We start from the raw sequence: 20,481 nt of genomic DNA on the forward strand, positions 1-20,481 counted from the left end.
AAACCATAAAGGTTTGCTTTTTTACGCTATAGGGAAAATATCGTATATTTTATGGGATACAGTTTTCTAAACTGGATGTAGACCATCGTTAATACGCTAAAAGCAACGAGTGCATCAACCGTAGCAGGAAAACCGATTACACTTATCTTAGAAAAGAAAGCGAAGATAATATCAAAGAACATTCCTGCAAACACCCATTCTTTTAGTCGAATGAGCTTATTAGGAAGCAAGAGTACGGCAACGCCTGAAAGCTTAAAAACACCTAATAGGTAGATAAAATGTGATGGATATCCCAATTGCTGCGTGATACCCCATACAATTGGATTTCTCGTCAGTTCGAAATAGCCACTCGCTCCAAACCAAAGCGACATAAAGATAACTCCTGACCAGTAAATAATTTTTGTTGTTTTCATTTTTTATTTAGTTATTGAATTTAAGATGAGATAGTAATAGCTTCGCCGAGTGAGTTAGCGGCTAGAAGACCGGTTTGTACCCCATGATATAGCTTATTCTTTTTTGCTGGTCTTCCGGCTTATTATTTCCGTTTTGCAGCGTCCCTTTATTAAGCTGATACGATATGGCACCCATTCCATCACTTTCAATCGATTCGACACTTAAGAGTTCACCGTTTATGGTACCTCCAACATATTGGGGATTATCATGCGAACGCCAGGTAACCAAGCGTAAAACACTACCTGCCGCAGGTAAGCTATCGCCTTTTGACAAAGTCTGATAGGCTTTTTCATTACCATATAAGGCAGCCATGGTTTGGTTCTTTTTACTCACGGAAGAGGCAATAAATTTTAAGGCCCCGGGGTCAAATACAACACGACTATAACCCTTGTTTTCCGCTTTGTCGACACAGCTGCTAAGCAACGTACCAATAAGCACTAGCATAAAAATCATTTTATTCATGTCTTATTATTTTTGAGATTAGTTCTTTACGATTTACTTTTAAGGGTACGTCAAAAAGATACCCGGTAGATTCCGCTAGCTGGCGGTGACAGCTGATACAGGATTGCTGTGCAAATAAGGCTGTTTTACCAGTGGGAATTAATTGTTGGCCACTGAATTTGGCAAAGCCCCAACCCTCTGTATTCTTATATTGCTCAGCATCCTTCACCATGAATTGTGCATTGATGAATTTACCTGCTCGGAGTTCGCCGTCGGGCCCTTCTGTTTGCTCCCAAACGGCCTTCACTACTAAACTGCCTTTAGGCCAGGGGTGAAAATTTTCTTCTTCAATCGCTTTTACGGCGATCTCGTTTCCAAAAATTACCCGGATAGAATGGTCAAACAGCGTACTCATGCTGATCACCTTCCAGTTTTTAAAAGCGTCCGTATATTTTATACCATTGGGCGAAACAGAAAACCTTTCTTCCGAAATAGTTGGAATTGCTTCCGGATGTGCGAAAGAGCTATTTGCAGTAGTGTCCTTTCTTGATAAGGATAAAGTGTACGCGTTAATCACTGCTATATCTTTTTTTGAGATTTTTGCGGTAGGATGCAATAAGGTATATGGCGATAGAGGCATTTTCCCAGCCTTTAGCATGTTGAGTATGGCGTACATTTTCCCTTCATGTTCTGCTGGCGAGTATTTTCCCCATTCGGAAAAATTTAATACTTCTCGTGCCCGATTCACATCTTTTTTTACTATCCAAGAAACTGGGGCAGTCCGCTCTAGCCAGTTCAGCTTTTGCTCATTAGAATGACATCCATAACATGACCGCTCGAGAATGGCCCTTACTTCTTTCGGAGCTTCAATAGCACCGGTGATCGGTTTACCCGCTAAAGGTTGGTTAAAAAACTGAATGCCGATAAACAGGCTAATTATCCCGAGTAATGCCAGGTATAATCGCTGTTTTCTCTTTCTTCTTATTGCTTCCATAATCTGTGTTTTTTCTATTTTCAATAGCGAAAATAGTGATGGAAACGTCGGAAGGAAACGAATATCTTGGTGGATTAGGCAAATTAGGGCCTGTAGACGGAATTTTGGGGCTTGGCCAGACTATCGATCTTCCAACCAGTGCAGAAATGCTGCTGTTTTTTCCTTTCCGATTAAAAGCTTTTCGGGTGTAGCGATATGCAAGCGAACAAACAGTTTTCTGGCAAAGTAATGTTCTACTTCTTTTATAGCCGTAAAGTTGATAAGGTATTGCCTATTTAATCGATAAAACTGTCTGCTCGATAACTGATTCTGTATTTGATCCAATGATTGGTTAATGGCATACTCATCTCCTTTGAAAGTAACGATAGATGGAGCGTTATAATTAATATAGATATAGGCAATTTGTTCGGTTTGTACCGTTTGGTATTTATTGTTCTTAAAAACCAAAAAACTTTTTTTTCCATCATCTACATTCATTCTACGAATCAGCTCTTGCAGATTGGTTCCTGTATGTTGTTGAAAGAAATTTTTAAAGTTATCGATTCTTCCAAAAGCTGTTTCAAGATCGGCTTCAGCGAATGGTTTCAGTAGATAGTCAACACCGTTAGCCTTTATTGCTTCTAAGGCATACTCCCCGTAGGCAGTACAAAATATAATAGGACAGGTAATATTCACGGATTTAAAAATCTCGAAGCAAAGTCCGTCGGACAATTGAATATCCATAAATATCACTTCCGGCATCTCGTGATTTGCTAAATAATTTATGGATGCCTCTACACTTTGCAATTTAGCCAATATGCAGATAGAAGGACGCAATTTTACAATCATATTCTCTAAAGATTTGGCCGCTTTGATCTCGTCCTCAATGATGATTGCTTTCATAAATAACTGGTAATTTAATGGTGAATGTGTTATCGGTGACTTCAATTACTATTTCCCTGTCTAAAAGATGTTGGTAGCGCTGGTTAATATTCTCAAGTCCTAATCCGGTGGAAGACTCCGGTTCTCGCTTCAGCTGGATATTGTTTTCTATCACCAAGTAATCCGTATCCAAATAAAGGCGTATTTGTAGGGGCTTTTCTAAGGAGACAATATTATGTTTTATGCAATTCTCTATCAATAACTGCAAAGTGAAAGGTGGAATCGGTGAAGTATGTACTTTTTCCGGCAAGTTGGTCGATAGTTCAATCCCGTTCTCAAAGCGTGCTTTCAACAGATACATATAGGCTTCTAATATCTTTAATTCTTCTGAAAGATCAATCAAATCAAGTTTTCTGCTTTCTAACGTGAAACGATAAAAGTCGGATAGTTTTAAAATAAAATTGACTGCCTGCGGATCTCCGCTTTCAACCATATATTTGAGTGTGTTTAAACTATTAAATAGAAAATGTGGATTTACCTGTTGCTTTAATAATTCGTATTGGGCCCATACATTTGCAGCTGTTGTCCGCTCCAGTTCTACGCTGACCTGTTGATTAAGATAACTTTGATACAAAAGGTGGATAAACATATAGAAGGCACTGCTAATGAGGATACTACGCACCTCAAACATCAGCATCACGGGACCAAAAGGCAGATGTGATAAGAGATATTGCTGTATGCAAGCAAGCAAAAACATGAGCACCAAACCAAAGAAAAGCCCTTTCAGCAGCTGCTTTGTCGAGAAACCACCTTTCGGGTTATTGGCCGTATATCTTGGCAAATTATAGACATTGTAATACCATATAATCAAGGCAAATAGAAAGGTTACGGATGAATCGACTAAAGCCTCGTAAGGGCGAAACTGGTGTTCTGCAATTTTAGGTACGGCCGTGAGCATTCCTAAAAAAAGCGAGCTGAACCAGATGAGCTTATGGGAAATTTTAAATGTCCTCACTGCTTTCATAAAAAACTAAAAAAAAGCTTCATATAGCTAGCTGATTAAATCAGATCGCTAGACAAACAATCTGTTTGATATTTCTTTCGGAAAAAATTGCTATTCATATAAATGGATATGGCATCAAACTTAACAAATTGGATTGATAATACTTCTATGAATTTATCGAAATGGACCGGTTTACATCTGATCTGGACAATACGCAGGCCGAACTAGACAAGTCTAAAACCGGGTACAAACTGCCATTCGAAATAGGTAAAGGAATAAAATAAGTTTGACAATGAAAAATGCCAAATTCAAGACCTAATCTGCCTTATTCAACCATTTAATGATTCTCTGGGAGTTCATCCCGAACTACTTTTGTTCCACTTACCAATCACAAAGCGACGGTAAGGAGTAGTGTTAAATTCATATTTTATCATGATGGAACAAATAGTCAAATATGGGCGTCGGCGCTTTTTAAGCGTCGCTGCATTAACCGTTGTTGCGGCAGAAATGAGCGGCATAGGTCTATTGAAAGCAGAGAACAGTAAAATTCCTTTTTTAACTGAGAATGGCATAAGCCCTCGATTCCGAAATTCATCTTTTGATATAATTAAGCAGGTAAAAGCCGGCGTATTGGACCTTGGTTATGCCGAAGTTGGTCCAACCAACGGTCAAGCAGTTATTTTATTACATGGCTGGCCTTATGATATCCACAGTTATGCGGAGGTTAGCGCCTTATTGGCAAACGAAGGTTATCGAGTTATTGTACCTTACCTACGTGGCCATGGCAGTACAAGGTTTCTTTCCGACCAATCACCCAGAAATGGACAGCAGTCAGCAATTGCGATGGACATTATTGCGTTGATGGATGCACTGAAAATCGATAAGGCTGTTATTGGTGGGTTTGACTGGGGGGCCCGCACGGCCAATATTATAGCTGCCTTATGGCCGCAACGTTGTAAAGCGATGGTTTCTGTAAGCGGCTATCTAATTGGAAGTCAACAAGCAAATGCAAATCCCCTGTCGCCAAAAGCAGAGTTATCATGGTGGTACCAATTTTATTTTGCAACCGAACGTGGCCGCAAGGGCTATGAAGCAAATCGGCGCGATTTTGCAAAGCTTATTTGGCAAACGGCTTCACCCAAATGGGAATTTGATGATACCACATTCGAGCTGTCTGCACCTGCCTTGGATAATCCCGATCATGTTGCAATCGTCATTCACAATTATCGTTGGCGTTTGGGTCTTGCGGCAGGTGAAAGCCAGTACGACTCCCTTGAAAAACAGCTGGCTGAGGGCCCGGTGATAAATGTTCCAACCATTACCCTCGAAGGCGATGCAAATGGCGCTCCTCACCCCGACCCTGCTATATATGCTGCCAAATTTAATGGTAAATACAGACATAGAACTCTTCAGGGGGGTATTGGACATAATTTACCGCAGGAAGCACCTGAAGCTTTTGCCAAAGCCATTATAGAAGCTGATGACTACGGCAAAGCTTCACAATAGCTGATAAATCAACAAATATATTCACGACAAATCTCAAAACAAATGAAAACAATATGTAAATGGCTTAATACCATCAAATTAACCCTTGTAGCTACACTTCTGATAAGCTGTCAATTACTTATAGCCACGGGAAATGCTTATGCACAAGGCGTTCCTGTAAAGAATATCGTACTGGTGCACGGCGCTTTTGCGGATGGTTCGGGTTGGAAAGGAGTTTACGACATTCTTACTAAAAAGGGCTACCATGTCAGTATTGTCCAGAATCCATTGACTTCACTTAGGGACGATGTTGCCGAAACGCAAAGTGTTATTGAAGCGCAGGATGGCCCGGTAATTTTAGTAGGTCATTCTTGGGGAGGCACCGTGATTACCGAAGCAGGTTTACACCCAAAGGTAAGTGGTTTGGTATATGTAGCTGCCTTTATGCCAGATAAAGGTGAAACAACTGGAAAATGGGTTGCAGCCGCGCCTGCAGCACCTGAAGCTGGGTTTACAGCAGCGGACAGGTTTGGGTTTGTATATTTTGATCCGATGAAATTTCATGCTGGTTTTGCCGGTGATTTAAGTAAAGCGCAGAGCGACTTTATGAACGCTTCACAGGTACCGATTATCGGAAAGTGTTTTGAGGAGCCCGTTGAAAACGCGGCTTGGAAAATGAAACCAAGCTACGCCATTGTTGCCACGGAAGATAAGGCCCTCAATCCGGAGACGGAGCGGGTTATGTATAAGCGCGCGCACGCTGATGTCACTGAAATTAAGGGTAGTCATGTAATTTTTATTTCACAAGCGGAAGCAGTAGCAGAGGTGATTATGAAAGCAGCAACTCAGCTATAACAAGTTAACAGTACATATATTAACGATGTGCCGATTCCTTTTCACGAAGTCCAATTTTATTAGCCTATTGCCTTAACTAAAAACAACAATATGAAAAAAATTATCTTATCAGTACTAGTCGCGCTTCAACTATTATCCTGTAAAAAAGAGGACGGTCCGCAAGAAGGCTCCAATATGGATGAAATAGATTATCATCAAACAGCAAGCACCCAATTTATTAAAGTAGGAGAAGTTAAATTTGCTTACAGGGTTTTAGGCAAAACGGATGATATACCGCTTGTTATGGTTTCTCCTTTGGGTAGCTCTATGGATGATTGGGATCCTGCCATTACAAATGGCTTAGCCGAAAAGAATAAAGTAATCTTATTTGATCTTGAAGGGGCTGGCTCTTCAAGCGGCCACACGCCCGAAAATATACCTGATATGGCTAAGGGTGTGGTAGCCTTTATAAAAGCTTTGGGGTATAAGAAAGTAAATCTTCTGGGTTTTTCAATGGGCGGATTTATCAGTCAGCAGATTATATTAACTGAACCTACCCTTGTAAATAAACTGATTTTAACCGGAACAGGACCCAAAGGTAGTGAAGGGCTTTCGAAGTTACCAGAGCTGCTGGAAAGCACGGCAAATCTGAGTCCGGAGGAGAGTTTTTTACATGTTGGTTTCACTAAATCCGACGCTAGCCGGCAAGCAGGAAAACGCGTCTACGAAAGAATTCAAAAGCGTGTAATCGATCGCGATCTTCCCTTGAGTGCACAAAGTGCCACAGCAGAATTAACCGCGGTACTGAAATGGGCTACCCCCTACCCGGATGCGCTGAAAGAGTTGGCAACAGTTAAACAACCGGTTTTGATTGCACAAGGTCAGGAAGATGTTCCCACTCCGGTGATAAATGCTATAAAGATGTCCGAGCATATACCAAATGCGCGGCTGATCGTCTATAAAGATGCGGGTCATGCGGCTGCTTTTCAATATGCACTTGATTTCGTACAGCAAGCAATTGAGTTTTTAAACAATTAAAACGAATGAAAATAATAACTGCTTTCATGTTGGCCCTTTCCTTTAGTGTATCAGCCAACGCCCAATCCTTATCCCCAGGGGGGATAAGGTCATTACAAGAATTGGCACCTAGTAAATTATTATCTATAGGCGTCACAAAATCCGCATTTCCGCAATCGCCGAGCTATATCAGTAAACAAGCGGATTTTGTATATTTTCCCTTTAGCGAACCCGTGGAAATCAACCAATACCCGCCAATTGGCCAGCGCTTGGACTTAATAACGTCTTTTGCAATTGGACGGGAGTCATACGATAAAGCTGCACTCTATAAACAACATTTGAAGTTGCCGGGTAAGTTTGTCTTTAGCGGTTCGCTGGAAGTTATACCCTGTAATGACCTCAGTTATTTTATTCCTGAACCAATTGCTCGGAATTATTAACTTTACTCATTCGTGCTCTCCAAATAACGTCTCTTATTTGTACAGTACCTTGTTATATGAGGTTTAGATTTGTCGTTCAGTAACGACTGAATATAGCGATGGTGAAGATGCATTTTCATTGAGCACGACAATGCCTACGTCATTTTTTACAACAAATTTGTTTGGAAAAATGAACATTCGGTGCGATACACATTAAATTTGACCAATCAATTTTACATTTTTCAACAGATAATTTATACCTTGTACATGTGAAATAATATGCTAGTGTACTTGTATTTTTTCTATAAAAGAACCTTAAGAAGCGGAAGAGAGACAGCTATACGACTTTTATGCAATTCGATGATATTATGTATAAAACAATTTATCTTAGTTTGTAAGTAACTATCGTAACGGAAAGTTAGTGGCATTGTAAACGCACTAAAAAACTGTCGCCAACTATGAAAAAATATAGAATATTACTTTGGGGAGCGGGCACCGTTTTACTTTTTACTTTTTTTACTGCGTTTTCCTATCGTGGCGGTATGCCTTACACCGATGATACAACGATGGGATTTCCGCTTATATTCCTCCGAAAATCAGTTGGTCAAAACGTGGAGACAGGACTTTTTGCTGAAATAAAGGACTTTCACTTTGGGTATCTTTTTATCGACATCGTTTTTTCAGTACTACTTGTTCTCGGTTTATTTAAGCTGTTCCGATTTAAATATACCGTCCCGGATGAAGAGGATAACTGATATGACAGACACTTAATGAAACCCGATATGGAAGGATCAGCAAAATTGAATCGTATTGTAGAGGCGAGAATGAAATTAAAAGCACGTTTCGCAGCAAAAATGAAAGATACGCCCTCTATGGCGGACGACAAACCCATGGGGACGGGTAAAATAAATCGGCATGGGATGCCAACTATTCCTATAGGACAGGTTGTAACTACCAAATGGCCGGTTTTAGACCTCGGTTATCAGCCCGATATTTCGCTAGATCGTTGGCGTTTAAGGATAGACGGCAATGTAAAGCATCCGGTTATGTTAACTTGGGAAGATTTTATGGCACTACCACAGACCCATGACATATCCGACTTACACTGCGTCACTACTTGGTCCAAACTGGATATGAGCTGGATTGGTGTCAGTATGTTGGATTTAGCTGCACTTGTGCAACCTCACGAAGACGCAACTCATATTCTTTGTCATGGCTATGATACTTATACTACTAACCTTTCATTAGAAGAGGCCTTGAAGCCAGACGTGCTTTTAGTGCATACCTTTGAGAACCAACCGCTGGCGAAGGAACACGGCGGGCCTTGTCGTATGATTACACCTCAACTTTATGCTTGGAAAGGCGCCAAATGGATAAAAAGAATTGAATTCCTGAACCAGGACCAACCAGGCTTTTGGGAGGAGCGTGGTTATTCGAATACCGCTTATCCTTGGCGTAATGATCGTTATGATTAACCAAAGAACGATTCTATTCATCAAATTTTGATAAAAAAGCCACCCGGATCCAAAAGGGTGGCCAAATCAAAAATGAAATCTATTCGTTTCCTATGCATGGAAACTTCTCAAAAATAACCTTGACCTATTGAATTGAAGTAAGAAAACAAAGAAACCGTTAATATTTTTAATTAACACTATATTAAACAAACTGATAATAAACAACATAAACAAATAAAACTAATATTATCATATATTTTGCACGGTATTTGTTATAACTTCATGTCGCGCAGTTCCTTTTGCCGTTAGAGGCTAAACAATATAGAGCTTTTTTTCACTTGTGTAATTTGTGCGAAGTTATGCTATACCGCTATGACTAAGAAAAAAACAATGTTATACGTTGAAGACGATTCAGAGATGCAAGGTCTGATTATGGATATTCTCGATTATGAAGGTATTGAAGTTATCATGGACACCGGGAAAAACTTGTATAGATTGCTGGATGAACATGAGGTAGGCATGATTTTAATGGATGAAAATCTGCGATGGTGTCAGGGAAGCGATCTTTGTAAGCAGCTTAAATCCTTAAATAATTACCAGCATGTACCGGTAATTATGATATCCGGACTATGGGATATTCCATCAATTGCACTGGAATGCGGAGCAGATGGATATATACGTAAACCCTTTGATATGTATGATATTATGTCGACAATCAATCTACACTACGCGCATTCATAGTCTAAGCTGATTATTCATGACGGTCTATCGCCATTTTGATTTTCCACCGTTTCTGCAATACTTAGGTACTGACATTTATCAGAGCAGTAGCCGTATTATCATTATTCCGCCTATAAAATTGTACTGAATTAGTTAACAAATAAGTTAAAACAGTTACTTTTACGTCATGTCTGATAGAATAAAACCGTGGACTCTTTTAGAAGACGAGGATATTTCGCCAAGCGTCTGGTATCCTCTACATAAGCAAAAAGTAGAATTACCAAATGGTCTGATCGTAGATGATTACTTTTTATCTCCACTGGGCGATGTGGTGCAGGTTTTAGCTTTTACTCCTGACAATCAGGTGGTACTTACTCGTCAATATAAACATGGGCTTGGCGAAATTCTAATTGAAGTGCCCGGAGGAATGCAACAAAAGGATAAAACGCTAAAACAATCAGCCGTAGCCGAGCTTGAAGAAGAGTGTGGAATCAAAGCCGCTGAGGAAGATTTGAAATTTATCTGTCGTTTTGCTATTAATCCAACTAAACTCAAACAAATAACCTATGGCTATATCTTATTTAATGCTGAATTCAATGCTGTACAACGTCTGGACATCACTGAAAATATAGAAGTAATTACGTTACCGGCATCGGAAGCGCTTCGTATGGTTGAAAATGGTGAAATTTGGGTTACGGATTCAATGAATTTAATATTAATGGCAGCAAGAAAATATCCGGCTATTTTTAATGTCTAAGAATCCTTTGCTTACGACTAGGTCATTTGTTGATTAGCTATATCTCCATCTAAACCGTTAATAGCGGTTTTTATTAAATATATTAAAAACTGTCTCAAATTTATTTTGAACTCTTTCTGCAAACACATAACACCGAAACAAGAAGCATGTCCACCTATTCTGTATTGAAACGCCATATACGTAATACCACCTAAAATAATCGGGAATAGAAACTCGAGGAGAAACGGCTTTCCCGTTGAGTCAGTTAATTCGGATGTTTTCATCATCTTCAACATGCGTCGTTCACGAGCCGATACCATTTTCGCGATCGCAGCATCTGTTCCCATAAATTCGGCAACTGCGAATTCTCGGTATAGGGGATCTCTCATAAGTGCATCAAAATGTTGAACGATAAGGTGCGCTAAGAGTTCAAATCGCATAGCTTCCTCCTGTCTCGCCGCTAAAGCGACTATTTGGGGTAAGTTCGCAATAAGGTAGTCGTGTCGGCTGTACAGTTCTTTTTTTACACCATCTAAACTACCGAAATGATTATAGATCGTCCACCGGGTGAATTTGGATCTATCGGCGAGACGACTTATTTTTAGTGCTTGAAGACCTTTTTCTCGTATGATATTGGCAGCTGCCTCTAAAATAATAGCTCTTGTGCGCTGTGCGTTTTTTTTCTCTATCTCCATCGTAACCCTATCTATAGGTGTATACGAAATTGCATGGTTTGCCTTGCAATTAACAGTTAACTTTACGAACAGTGCTATAGCATCTATCAATTCGTTTTCTTGGTCTACTTTTCACATGCTGAGCCATGCGAGCTTATACTTCGATTTAGTTAATTTGTCTTAGGTTTGGCCTCATATCACGTCGAATGGTATCCAGTCTACAGACTGACTTTCTCAAACGGCTACCAGACGTTGCTGATGTAATGTTGTTTCTCTTCGGAAAGTTTGCCGTATTCACTACGGGTAGACATAGTTTGAAGCGAGAGCATAACACTTTCTTAGCCAATTTTCAATAAACAGCATAGTACTGGAATACCTTCGATCATGTTCCAAATTGACAATAATATATTGTTCAATATGAAATATCCTTGAGCAAATGTAAGTATTATAATCACTCTGAACGAGCCTCCACCAGATGCAGATCACTTTCATTAAATTATTGCTACACTTTTCTGATTTTGTTGATAAAATCATTTATTACAACAGATAATCAATAACTTACAAAAAATACCTCGGTTATATCCTAAAAGAACGGGTGACAATTGCGCACATCAAGCACTAAAGAAGCCGAATTATCTATTCTACACTAAAATGAATTTGTGGTTGACTGATGATTTATTAAATACCTAATATAAGTCGTCACGAGCAACAGATTTCTTCATACCAACTTGGTAGCAAAAATTCTTGGCAAAACGATGTTGAGCGTATATGCAAGTTGGTATAAGAAGATAGGCGGTTGATTAAATAAACATGCCTATCAAATTCATTCCCCTCAAATTAGCCTAGGATAAATTATAAACAACATGGAAAAGTTTAACAAAAGTCTTTTAGAAAGTTATTTAAGAATCGAAGCAGAGTGTATCTGCACTATAGACGCACCGCGCGAAAGTAACCAGCATCTTCGAGATGGTGACGAAACAGTGAGCAGCATGACCTTTACCACATCGAATTTCATTTAATACTCACCTTGCTAAAATAAAGGAATATGCGATGCTTGATATGCGCTATCGTGGAGGATGAGCCGCTCGCTGTACAAATGCTCAAGGGCTATATCAGTAAACGGTCCGATTTAACGTTGGTAGCTACGATTGATAATGTGTACGATTTTCATGTGATTATAAAAAGAATTACGCCGGATATCATCTTCCTTGATTTCAAAACACCTGGTTTTGATGGCGATGTTGACAAAATACTGGATCAAATCTCACCTAATTCAATTGTTATCAACACATCTGCTTCACCCCTATCCCACTTCAGAAATAAAGAAGAAATAGAAAACAATAATAAGGTTTATGAATTATTGAAGCCCTTTTCGCTTGAAAAATTCAATGAATGCATTGACTTTTTGTTAGGAATAGGACACTTCCAGTAGACTCTGCATGCGATGTTAAGTAATATTGAACATTTAGGTTTCTTTTTATTAAGATTGCCAAGTTTACCATTGCAGGAAATTCAAAGGATCAATGCCGATAATACGGCCAGCCTAGCCGAAAACCTACATGATTTGCTCAGTCGTAATCCGGAAGTATTGGAAGCTATTTCATTTGCCAGCAAAGATCTCTATCATACCTATCTTAGCTGGTTAGAGAATGGATATATGCCAGATCTAAAGCTACTGGTTACTCTGTATAAATATGTCTCTCGCATGGCTTCTCGCGCTACTCCCTTTGGTAGTTTTGCCGGTGTCTGCATGGGGCATATCAATGATAATACGAGTACATTAACGCTTACAGGGCACGCAACTATCTATGCTCGTGTGAGTCTAGATCACTTGATGCGTCAACTTCATCAGCTACAACAAAGTCAGGATTGGCTAAACGACATTGTATTCTACACGAATAATAGTATTTACGCAGTAGGCGGTTATTTCAGGTATATACGTTTTGAAACCGTAAAAGACAAAAGGACTTTTTTTCAGGTTAAACTTAAGATAAACCCTTTATTGAAATTGCTTTATGATTATGCCAGGGAAGGGAGAACTTTCAGTGAACTCATAACCTTTCTTATGGACTTTGATATTGAGAGAAACGAGATAACAGCCTATCTATCTAAGCTCTTAGATAATCAATTTCTAATATCGGAATTAGAGCCCACGATTTTGGAAGACCAAGATATTCACAAGCTTACTCATAAGTTAAAGGGAACGGATGCCGCAGTTGTAGAGATGCGAGACCTATTAACTTTGTCATCTTGCCCCAACAGAATAGCTACCTTAGATGAATTCCCATTCAACGTTGTGCTACCACAGGTTGATAAAAAATTCATCGCAAAGGAGGTCAACCTGAAACAATCTGTAATACAGCTAATAGCTAGAGAATTGTGTGAGCTACATCCGTTGTTTACATCATCAATACCACAAGAACTGCAGGTTTTTATTCAAAAATTTAAAAGGCGATACGAGATGATGGAGGTACCACTGCTGGAAGTACTTGATGGGGATTTGGGTATCGGCTATGGAAACCTCGATAATCAATATAAAAGCGAACATCCTTTAATTAACAACCTGGATATAAGCGAAGGTAAGAAACAGCTCACATCGAAGCTTGAAGAACAAGTGATGACTAATGCGTTGTTTTCCGGTTCACGGCATATAGATCTGGAAACAATTTATCCTCTTTTGGAAAAGAGACAGGAGAACAGTGCTGTTGCGCCGACCTGCTACGCCATTGGCAATCTTTTGACAAAAAAAGTAGAGGATTTGGATAACGGCAATTTTCAATTTCACCTAGCCGCATGTAGTGGATCGTCAGCAGTAAATTTGATGTCGCGCTTTGCTTATATGGACGAGGCGCTGAAGAATAACCTTCGAAGCTGCGCTATTTATGAAGAACAATGCTTTGATAATGTGATTCTGGCAGATATCAAACATATACCGGAGAATAAAATAGGTAACATCTTGCGGCGGCCGAAGCTGTACAGTTATGAAATACCCGTATTGGGACTTACTTGTACAAAAAATAAAAAACAAATCCCTCTTTCGGACCTTACAGTAACTGTGAGAAACAACCAGGTTATTTTGTTCTCCAAAAAACTAGACAAAAGGGTTATTCCAAGGTTGAGTTGCGCTCACAATTTTAGACAAGGAATCTCCGTTTATCGATTTTTATGCGATTTGCAATATCAAGACACCCCTTTTTCCATCTATTGGAACTGGGACATATATAAAAGGGCTCCGTTCTTACCTAGAATCAGCTATAAACATCTTATCTTATCTCGCGCGCGCTGGTATATAAAGCAAAGGCGCCAGTTCGATATAAATTGGTTTAGGCAGCTGCAAAAGGATCTACGATTACCGAACGAAATATTGATCGCTGAAGGCGACAATGAATTATACATTGACATCAGAACCAGTTGGGGAATGCAGTTATTGAAAGACAAACTGGCTTTGGGGGATGTAATATTATATGAGTCTTTAGTGCACCATAGCACTATTATTAAGGATACAAACGGTAATGCTTTTGTCAACGAAATTATCATTCCTTTCAAATCGATTGTAAAAAAGTGCGCGTTCATCGAAATGACCCCGTTGAAGAACAAGGAAGTGAAACGGAGTTTCTTGCCTGGAAGCGAATGGATTTATATAAAGCTTTATTGTCCACAGAAAACTGCGGATGAAATATTGGCTGAAGATATCATGAACTTAGTTAGACAGCTTAAAGAATGGCAACTCATCGATAAGTGTTTCTTTACGCGCTATCATGACCCCGAATTCCATATCCGTTTGCGCCTACACGCACCCAATAACAGTAAAAAGGCTTATAATAAACTACGAGAAATTTTACGCTTCACCATGGAACATTTGGCCTCTCAAAACAAAATTTGGACAGTTCAATACGATACATATGTGAGAGAACTTGAACGTTATGGCGTTGATAATATCGAGCATTGCGAATCGATATTCTCAATTGATTCAGCGGTTGTTTTGGATTTTTTGGCAACGCTGCCCAAGGACGACGTAAATGTGCGATGGCTTTTTGGATTAAAGGCCGTTGATCAACTATTTAACGCTTTCGGAATAAATCTATCAGAACGTTTCGAATTAACTGAAGAATGGAGTTTAGCGCTGGCCAGAGAATTTAAAATTGATAAGGTAAAGCAAAAAAAGATGAATCTAAATTACCGAAATCATGCCGCTTCCATTGATGCTCTGCTTTGGCATCAAGAGCCTTCCCGGATTTTCGCGAAAGATCTTCTTGAAAAGCGATTCCAAGGTATTACCCATATATTACAAAAATGGAAGCCAAATAAGATTGAGGTAAATAAGCTAATTGGAAGCATCTGCCATATGTTTTTTAACCGACTTTTCTTTTCGGATCAGCGAGCCAACGAAATGGTCCTATATAGCTTTTTGGCTAAAAATTACCGATCAAGGATAGCTCGATCGAAGAATGAAAGCGCTACCACCTTTGCAATTACGACAGGAGAACTATGTCCAAGTTAGTGATTCACTAATTTTTTATAAACCTCATCCCGATAGGTAACACCTATTGGGATATCTTTTATACTCCCTCTCATAATGATCTTGTCCGGATCGACTGCTCGCACAAAGTTTTTATTGATAATATAGGACTTATGGGTCCTCAGAAACACATCCTGTGGTAGGTCGTTGGTGATTTTTTTTAATGAGTAAATGATCAGGAACTCCCGTTCAGTTGTGGATATTCTGATATATTCCCGGTCGCCCTCTACGTATTGTATTTCGTGATAGGGAACCAGATAGTTCCTATAATTGTCTTTAATAGCAAACGTACCAGTCTGCACTTTTTCTACTACATCATTTCGAATAAGATGGCTCTGTGCTCGCGATAAGGCCTTGAATAACCTTTCAAATGAATAAGGCTTCAGTATATAATCGAATACTTCCAATTCAAAGCTTTCCAATGCATAGTCTGCTCGTCCTGTAATAAATATGAAAAGCGGTCTTTTAGATAGCGATTTCAGGAAATCAACCCCATTAATACCAGGCATATTAATGTCTGAAATGACCACATCGATGTTGTTTTTGCTTAAAAAAACGATTGCATCCATCGCCGTTTCGAAACTAGCTTCCAAACTTACAAAGGGGATCTGAGTGATATGTTCACTTATGCCTTTTCTCGCCAACGGTTCATCTTCAATTATTATACATCGTAGCATATTTCAATTAGATTTCAGATTAATTTTCAAATGTACTGAATATACGTTTTTTTGTACCCCATAGGACAAATAATACTTGTCCTTATAATGTAAGTCCAATCTTCGGAGAATATTGGACATACCCACCCCTCCTACGGATTGACTATCATTTGGTTTAGCGATGTGTTGGGTAGATTCTACTTCGTTCTCTACCTGCAAAAATATCCAATCGTCGTTTACGTCAATGTTAATGTAAACGAAATTATTGTTAGGGCTTTTATCCGGTCCGTGCTTGAAAGCATTTTCCACAAATGGTATAAGCATCAATGGACTGATTTTATAAGGCTCTTTTATATCCGTAATATACGCTTCGATCTGCACGCGTTCACCGTATCTAATATGCATAAGCGCTATAAAATCTTTAAGGAATTCGAGTTCCTTTCGTAAGGGAATAAAATGATTTTGGGATTCGTATAGCGTATAGCGCATTAACGTCGAAAGACGCAGAACCATATCTCGGCCTTTATCATAATCCGTATCGAGTAGTTGATAGATATTGTTTAGGGTATTAAATAAAAAGTGTGGGTTTATCTGCGACTTGAGAAAATTAAGCTCAAGCTCGAGGTTGTCGCGCTCTAGCCTTGTTTTAGTAAGTACTTGTTCTAACATGATTTTCACGAATTTCGGCCCAACGGGGAGTGAAATAAGAAAGATAAAATCAAGCACAAAAATGTAAACATTCTTCACTATACTTAAAGGTCCATCTGTCAGTACAAGCTCAAGATACTTACCGAATCTCGGTCCATAGTTTTTGAATGTAGCCTGAAAGATAAAACATGCAGCGTAAGTTGTTAAGGCCCAAATTACATACAAGACTGCTATCCATAACAGCACAAAAGGGATACCACGTGGATTGGAGAAAACAGACACAACTTTTCGAGAAGATAGTGAATAAAAAGCAATCATCACCACTAATAACTCTTTTATTACAAATATCCATACGTGCTCGGCGTTACCGATCAATCTATAGTAGTTAAAATAATAAACTACAGCGATTAATAGCCAAAAGAGACTATGATAAGCTAAACGTAAACCCAGCCGCGAAAATACTGAGTCACTTGACGTTGGAATACGTAGCTCACTAACATTCATCTTATTGACAGGTTAAGTGCCATAAAAATAGGCTTTATTTCCAAAATGCGTTATATCGGAATGCTTAAAAATAAAATAGTTTAGCAAATAGTTTCCCATTCTTGAACAACTATTTTTAGACCATTCTAATACGGTTTGGTTATTTTAGCGAAACTCTCGACAAGAGGGCATACTTTACAGCACAGTTTAATAAAGGCCGCTTGAGAAAGCGGCTTTTATTATGATGTAAAATCGATCCCTTAACTTATCGTTCCATCTATCAGATCGATATAACATACATGGAGGATGCTGTCCACCATAAGACAAGTATGATTATTAAATCGTTTAGACATTTTTTTTACGTAAAAACATCCAGAGTACGTATAGCAAAAAGCAGACGAGCCCTAGCATCATATCAATAAACAGATTGGTAGGGATTAAACCTACAGATGTATCTGTACCATGAGAAGATACAAAACGCTGCACTTCGAGGTAAGAGAAGGGCTGTCCAAACTGCAAACCTCCATGCTGCAACCAAAGGGAAAAGTTAGGTCCCAACAGTAAAACAATGATTAGACAGATCAATATATAGGATATTCTATTTCTCATGTTTTGATTTAGAAAGCAGATGGCATCTAACCATAAACTTTGTAATGCAGTTATGACGATCACTTTTCAATCGGAGATGGCCTCTGTTGATGATACGACTTTGTTTCTGTTTTATTTATAGCAAAAATAAGGAACCACTAATTTCAGGGAAAGAAATTTACACATAAACAGCCCTACCTTACACGAAAATCTGTGTCAGCTACATAACAACCCCACATGGAAAGCGTCTCTCAATGAAGCGAATAAAATGTCATTCACCCTGACAGCTTGTCTGCTAAAGTCCTATATAATGTGTATTCAGCTTTCGGCATAAGATTTGATAGTAGAAGGACAGGTTTAGGTTGATTAGAAAAGTCCGGCGATCCCAAAAGCCGGGCTTTTCGCTTTTATTAAACTTAGTTTGTGTCAATTACTCAGAAGCATACGCCCATACGCAGGTTTATATAGCTGTAGCTTATCCATAAACCGTATTCCCTAAATCTCAAGATCGGCTTTTCTCTTCCGCAACCTTTTTGCTTGATCCGAAAAACCATGTATCGAAAAAAGAAAAACCTTCAACCGGGGAGATTGAAGGCCTTTAATAACCAATTATAAACCTAAATTATGATGACACAAATATCGCATTAAAGAGACAATGTTGTAAAATGATTAACATATTTTAACAAAGCTGGCAGTAAACGCCCACTTCTGCAACATCAACTATCATACGCGCAAAAATTCGATTACTCTTTTACGGTTATAGCGGATCCGTTTAATAAACCACTGACAAACAGGTTGCTTGTAAACCATTCAAAAGAAAACCTTGCGGTCATCGCGACGGCAAGGCTGAGCATTGGTGTTTAATGCGATATAACTGTTGTCTATTAACCCTCAACGTTAGCTTTTGTTTTGAGGTATAGAAATTTTTCTTTCGTTTTATTAGGTATTCGGCCCATTGCAAGCTAGTTCATAAGATTATAGTTTATACCACCTGAATTTCGTAGGCTTGTAAGCCTTTAGGTCCCTTTCGGGTTCTGAAATTCACAACATCATCAACTTTGATAGACGCAGGTGCCTCGGCAATGAGGAAAAACACACGTTCTCCGAATTCGTTGTTAATAAAGCCCCAACCACGCTGTTCATTATAATACTTCACCTTTCCTTTATGCACATCGTCTTCCTCCACCATTTTGGGTGTGCTAATCTGGATCTCTTCGACGTTAATCTTTTGTTTTCTAAATTCTGCAGGTTTTTCAGTAGTCAAGTTTCCATTCTCATCCACATACGCCAACATATCTTCCAACGATTTTCCCTTGTCAGATTGACTACTCCTATTTTCCTTTCTTAGCTCTTTATCCTTTTTCTTTTGTTCGCGCTTTTTAATATTTTCTTTCTTTCTGAATGTTTCTTGACTTCTACCCATACGTTATTATTTATGAATTAATAAATGAAATTGACCGTGTTTACAATGAAAAAGGAGACCTGCGGAAAAAGGAGACCGGAAACAGAGTAAGTGAGGTTTTCGTCAAATATACGAAAATATTTGTACATCTCCTATGAAGGAGAGCGTATAAGCTAAAGATGTTGCAACAAATCGCGTCCCGAAGACGAATTTTTAATATGTAGAAGCGCCTTTGTTTTCAACTGCCGGATACGCTCCGGTGTAAGTTTTAACTGATAGGCGATTTCGTCCAGCGTTTGCGGCTCACTATTGCTTAATCCATAAAACATGGTAAGAATTTGCCGTTCACGTGATGAAAGTTTCTTCAGCACCAAATCAATCCGCAGAAAGAGCGAGTCTTGAATCAGTTGCTGATCAGTGGCAGGATCTGAACTAGCTAAACTATCCAACAATCGCTCTTCTTCCGAGAATACTGATGGAGCATCTATCGACAGCTGCCTTTCAGCATTTGCAAAAGAGGCAATAATACGATCGGTAGTAGTTCCCAGCTCGACGGCTAATTCTTCCACGCTCGGCTCGCGTTCTAGGCGTTGTTCCATCTCAGCCTGGGAACGCCGCAGTTTGATCAAGTTGCTAATCTGATTTCCCGGAAGTCGGACCGCTCTAGACTGAATGGAAATAGCGGACATGATACTCTGTCGAATCCACCATACTGCATAAGAGATAAATTTAAAACCCTTCGTTTCATCAAAGCGTCTAGCAGCCTTTACTAAGCCGGCATTCCCCTCATTGATTAGATCTTCCAATACCAATCCCTGATGTTGATACTGCTTTGCTACAGAAATCACAAAGCGCAAGTTGGCCTTGGTTAAACGTTCGAGCGCAAGTTGATCTCCCTCTCTTATTTTTTCAGCTAAAGACACTTCTTCGTCGGCACTGATTAATTCAAACTTGCTAACCTCATTTAAATACAGACTGAGGGAACGGTTATTACGGTTGGTAATTGAATCGGATATTTTTAATTGTCTCATTGATTTTTTTTTACGGATACGTTATGCCTAAAAGCGAAAAGCATTCTTCGACTAAAAAGAATG

22 protein-coding genes are annotated in these 20,481 nt (G+C 39.1%); 11 read left to right on the plus strand and 11 right to left on the minus strand.

Annotated features, from left to right (window positions below; translation table 11 throughout):
- Positions 1–26: 26 nt before the first annotated feature.
- The 5 genes from FKG96_RS20245 to FKG96_RS20265 form a co-directional block, all read right to left on the minus strand.
- A complete protein-coding gene (locus tag FKG96_RS20245) occupies positions 27–413 on the minus strand; it encodes a DoxX family protein (RefSeq protein WP_130858392.1) in 387 nt (128 codons plus the stop codon).
- Positions 414–474: 61 nt separating this feature from the next.
- Positions 475–915, minus strand: coding sequence for a hypothetical protein (locus tag FKG96_RS20250; RefSeq protein ID WP_130858393.1), 441 nt, complete (start codon positions 913–915; stop codon positions 475–477).
- The gene (locus FKG96_RS20255; protein WP_130858394.1) at positions 908–1,888 is read right to left on the minus strand and encodes a heme-binding domain-containing protein; all 981 of its coding nucleotides are present in this window, start codon (positions 1,886–1,888) and stop codon (positions 908–910) included. The genes FKG96_RS20250 and FKG96_RS20255 overlap by 8 nt, the downstream gene beginning before the upstream one ends.
- Before the next feature lie 120 nt (positions 1,889–2,008).
- Positions 2,009–2,770 carry a LytTR family DNA-binding domain-containing protein gene (locus FKG96_RS20260; protein ID WP_149105956.1) on the minus strand — a complete coding sequence of 254 codons (762 nt, stop codon included), beginning with the start codon at positions 2,768–2,770 and terminating at the stop codon, positions 2,009–2,011.
- On the minus strand, positions 2,751–3,773 hold the full coding sequence (locus tag FKG96_RS20265; protein ID WP_149105957.1) for a sensor histidine kinase: 1,023 nt from the start codon (positions 3,771–3,773) through the stop codon (positions 2,751–2,753). The genes FKG96_RS20260 and FKG96_RS20265 overlap by 20 nt, the downstream gene beginning before the upstream one ends.
- A 411-nt stretch (positions 3,774–4,184) precedes the next feature.
- On the opposite strand from FKG96_RS20265, the gene FKG96_RS20270 reads away from it, so the two are divergent.
- The 8 genes from FKG96_RS20270 (at position 4,185) to FKG96_RS20305 (ending at position 10,438) form a co-directional block, all read left to right on the plus strand.
- Complete coding sequence (locus FKG96_RS20270) at positions 4,185–5,258, plus strand: alpha/beta fold hydrolase (protein ID WP_210421322.1); 1,074 nt, start codon at positions 4,185–4,187, stop codon at positions 5,256–5,258.
- A 42-nt stretch (positions 5,259–5,300) separates the two neighbouring features.
- Complete coding sequence (locus FKG96_RS20275) at positions 5,301–6,092, plus strand: alpha/beta hydrolase (protein WP_149105958.1); 792 nt, start codon at positions 5,301–5,303, stop codon at positions 6,090–6,092.
- A gap of 90 nt (positions 6,093–6,182) precedes the next feature.
- The gene (locus tag FKG96_RS20280; protein ID WP_149105959.1) at positions 6,183–7,109 is read left to right on the plus strand and encodes an alpha/beta fold hydrolase; all 927 of its coding nucleotides are present in this window, start codon (positions 6,183–6,185) and stop codon (positions 7,107–7,109) included.
- A gap of 5 nt (positions 7,110–7,114) precedes the next feature.
- Positions 7,115–7,528 carry a hypothetical protein gene (locus tag FKG96_RS20285; RefSeq protein ID WP_149105960.1) on the plus strand — a complete coding sequence of 138 codons (414 nt, stop codon included), beginning with the start codon at positions 7,115–7,117 and terminating at the stop codon, positions 7,526–7,528.
- A 437-nt stretch (positions 7,529–7,965) separates the two neighbouring features.
- Entirely contained in the window at positions 7,966–8,262 is a 297-nt protein-coding gene (locus FKG96_RS20290; protein ID WP_149105961.1) for a hypothetical protein, read from the plus strand.
- A gap of 27 nt (positions 8,263–8,289) precedes the next feature.
- A complete protein-coding gene (locus FKG96_RS20295; RefSeq protein WP_149105962.1) occupies positions 8,290–8,982 on the plus strand; it encodes a sulfite oxidase-like oxidoreductase in 693 nt (230 codons plus the stop codon).
- Between the two features lie 369 nt (positions 8,983–9,351).
- Complete coding sequence (locus tag FKG96_RS20300; RefSeq protein WP_168204580.1) at positions 9,352–9,702, plus strand: PleD family two-component system response regulator; 351 nt, start codon at positions 9,352–9,354, stop codon at positions 9,700–9,702.
- Positions 9,703–9,868: 166 nt separating this feature from the next.
- A complete protein-coding gene (locus FKG96_RS20305) occupies positions 9,869–10,438 on the plus strand; it encodes an NUDIX hydrolase (protein ID WP_130858402.1) in 570 nt (189 codons plus the stop codon).
- A 17-nt stretch (positions 10,439–10,455) separates the two neighbouring features.
- On the opposite strand, the gene FKG96_RS20310 is transcribed toward FKG96_RS20305, so the two are convergent.
- Positions 10,456–11,112, minus strand: coding sequence for a TetR/AcrR family transcriptional regulator (locus FKG96_RS20310; RefSeq protein ID WP_149105964.1), 657 nt, complete (start codon positions 11,110–11,112; stop codon positions 10,456–10,458).
- An 842-nt stretch (positions 11,113–11,954) separates the two neighbouring features.
- Between FKG96_RS20310 and FKG96_RS26820 the strand changes: the two genes are divergently transcribed.
- From FKG96_RS26820 to FKG96_RS20320, 3 genes are read left to right on the plus strand one after another with little or no spacing between them, the layout of a single operon-like run.
- Positions 11,955–12,110 carry a hypothetical protein gene (locus FKG96_RS26820; RefSeq protein WP_013667701.1) on the plus strand — a complete coding sequence of 52 codons (156 nt, stop codon included), beginning with the start codon at positions 11,955–11,957 and terminating at the stop codon, positions 12,108–12,110.
- Positions 12,111–12,136: 26 nt separating this feature from the next.
- Positions 12,137–12,523, plus strand: a complete 387-nt coding sequence (locus FKG96_RS20315) for a LytTR family DNA-binding domain-containing protein (protein ID WP_130858404.1) — start codon at positions 12,137–12,139, stop codon at positions 12,521–12,523.
- 12 nt (positions 12,524–12,535) lie between these two features.
- Positions 12,536–15,592 carry a lantibiotic dehydratase gene (locus FKG96_RS20320; protein ID WP_149105965.1) on the plus strand — a complete coding sequence of 1,019 codons (3,057 nt, stop codon included), beginning with the start codon at positions 12,536–12,538 and terminating at the stop codon, positions 15,590–15,592.
- Here FKG96_RS20320 and FKG96_RS20325 read toward each other — a convergent pair.
- From FKG96_RS20325 to FKG96_RS20345, 5 genes are all read right to left on the minus strand, one after another.
- The gene (locus FKG96_RS20325) at positions 15,589–16,287 is read right to left on the minus strand and encodes a LytTR family DNA-binding domain-containing protein (protein ID WP_149105966.1); all 699 of its coding nucleotides are present in this window, start codon (positions 16,285–16,287) and stop codon (positions 15,589–15,591) included. The genes FKG96_RS20320 and FKG96_RS20325 overlap by 4 nt on opposite strands.
- A gap of 3 nt (positions 16,288–16,290) precedes the next feature.
- Positions 16,291–17,418, minus strand: a complete 1,128-nt coding sequence (locus tag FKG96_RS20330) for a sensor histidine kinase (RefSeq protein ID WP_149105967.1) — start codon at positions 17,416–17,418, stop codon at positions 16,291–16,293.
- Between the two features lie 324 nt (positions 17,419–17,742).
- Positions 17,743–18,006 carry a hypothetical protein gene (locus FKG96_RS20335; RefSeq protein ID WP_013667706.1) on the minus strand — a complete coding sequence of 88 codons (264 nt, stop codon included), beginning with the start codon at positions 18,004–18,006 and terminating at the stop codon, positions 17,743–17,745.
- 961 nt (positions 18,007–18,967) lie between these two features.
- The gene (locus FKG96_RS20340) at positions 18,968–19,408 is read right to left on the minus strand and encodes a cold-shock protein (protein ID WP_013667707.1); all 441 of its coding nucleotides are present in this window, start codon (positions 19,406–19,408) and stop codon (positions 18,968–18,970) included.
- A gap of 152 nt (positions 19,409–19,560) precedes the next feature.
- The gene (locus tag FKG96_RS20345; RefSeq protein WP_130858406.1) at positions 19,561–20,418 is read right to left on the minus strand and encodes an RNA polymerase sigma factor RpoD/SigA; all 858 of its coding nucleotides are present in this window, start codon (positions 20,416–20,418) and stop codon (positions 19,561–19,563) included.
- Between the last annotated feature and the right edge of the window lie 63 nt (positions 20,419–20,481).

This window comes from Olivibacter sp. LS-1 (assembly GCF_008245145.1).
GTDB classification, from domain to species: Bacteria; Bacteroidota; Bacteroidia; order Sphingobacteriales; family Sphingobacteriaceae; genus Olivibacter; species Olivibacter oleidegradans.

Excerpts from the sequence above, each read along its gene's own strand:
- FKG96_RS20245 (WP_130858392.1), bottom strand. The coding sequence starts at position 413 with ATGAAAACAACAAAAATTATTTACTGGTCAGGAGTTATCTTTATGTCG.
- FKG96_RS26820 (WP_013667701.1), top strand. The coding sequence starts at position 11,955 with ATGGAAAAGTTTAACAAAAGTCTTTTAGAAAGTTATTTAAGAATCGAA.
- FKG96_RS20325 (WP_149105966.1), bottom strand. The coding sequence starts at position 16,287 with ATGCTACGATGTATAATAATTGAAGATGAACCGTTGGCGAGAAAAGGC.
- FKG96_RS20335 (WP_013667706.1), bottom strand. The coding sequence starts at position 18,006 with ATGAGAAATAGAATATCCTATATATTGATCTGTCTAATCATTGTTTTA.
- FKG96_RS20305 (WP_130858402.1), top strand. The coding sequence starts at position 9,869 with ATGTCTGATAGAATAAAACCGTGGACTCTTTTAGAAGACGAGGATATT.
- FKG96_RS20290 (WP_149105961.1), top strand. The coding sequence starts at position 7,966 with ATGAAAAAATATAGAATATTACTTTGGGGAGCGGGCACCGTTTTACTT.
- FKG96_RS20310 (WP_149105964.1), bottom strand. The coding sequence starts at position 11,112 with ATGGAGATAGAGAAAAAAAACGCACAGCGCACAAGAGCTATTATTTTA.
- FKG96_RS20255 (WP_130858394.1), bottom strand. The coding sequence starts at position 1,888 with ATGGAAGCAATAAGAAGAAAGAGAAAACAGCGATTATACCTGGCATTA.
- FKG96_RS20260 (WP_149105956.1), bottom strand. The coding sequence starts at position 2,770 with ATGAAAGCAATCATCATTGAGGACGAGATCAAAGCGGCCAAATCTTTA.
- FKG96_RS20270 (WP_210421322.1), top strand. The coding sequence starts at position 4,185 with ATGATGGAACAAATAGTCAAATATGGGCGTCGGCGCTTTTTAAGCGTC.
- FKG96_RS20295 (WP_149105962.1), top strand. The coding sequence starts at position 8,290 with ATGGAAGGATCAGCAAAATTGAATCGTATTGTAGAGGCGAGAATGAAA.
- FKG96_RS20275 (WP_149105958.1), top strand. The coding sequence starts at position 5,301 with ATGAAAACAATATGTAAATGGCTTAATACCATCAAATTAACCCTTGTA.
- FKG96_RS20330 (WP_149105967.1), bottom strand. The coding sequence starts at position 17,418 with ATGAATGTTAGTGAGCTACGTATTCCAACGTCAAGTGACTCAGTATTT.
- FKG96_RS20315 (WP_130858404.1), top strand. The coding sequence starts at position 12,137 with ATGCGATGCTTGATATGCGCTATCGTGGAGGATGAGCCGCTCGCTGTA.
- FKG96_RS20320 (WP_149105965.1), top strand. The coding sequence starts at position 12,536 with ATGTTAAGTAATATTGAACATTTAGGTTTCTTTTTATTAAGATTGCCA.
- FKG96_RS20285 (WP_149105960.1), top strand. The coding sequence starts at position 7,115 with ATGAAAATAATAACTGCTTTCATGTTGGCCCTTTCCTTTAGTGTATCA.
- FKG96_RS20345 (WP_130858406.1), bottom strand. The coding sequence starts at position 20,418 with ATGAGACAATTAAAAATATCCGATTCAATTACCAACCGTAATAACCGT.
- FKG96_RS20340 (WP_013667707.1), bottom strand. The coding sequence starts at position 19,408 with ATGGGTAGAAGTCAAGAAACATTCAGAAAGAAAGAAAATATTAAAAAG.
- FKG96_RS20280 (WP_149105959.1), top strand. The coding sequence starts at position 6,183 with ATGAAAAAAATTATCTTATCAGTACTAGTCGCGCTTCAACTATTATCC.
- FKG96_RS20265 (WP_149105957.1), bottom strand. The coding sequence starts at position 3,773 with ATGAAAGCAGTGAGGACATTTAAAATTTCCCATAAGCTCATCTGGTTC.
- FKG96_RS20250 (WP_130858393.1), bottom strand. The coding sequence starts at position 915 with ATGAATAAAATGATTTTTATGCTAGTGCTTATTGGTACGTTGCTTAGC.
- FKG96_RS20300 (WP_168204580.1), top strand. The coding sequence starts at position 9,352 with ATGTTATACGTTGAAGACGATTCAGAGATGCAAGGTCTGATTATGGAT.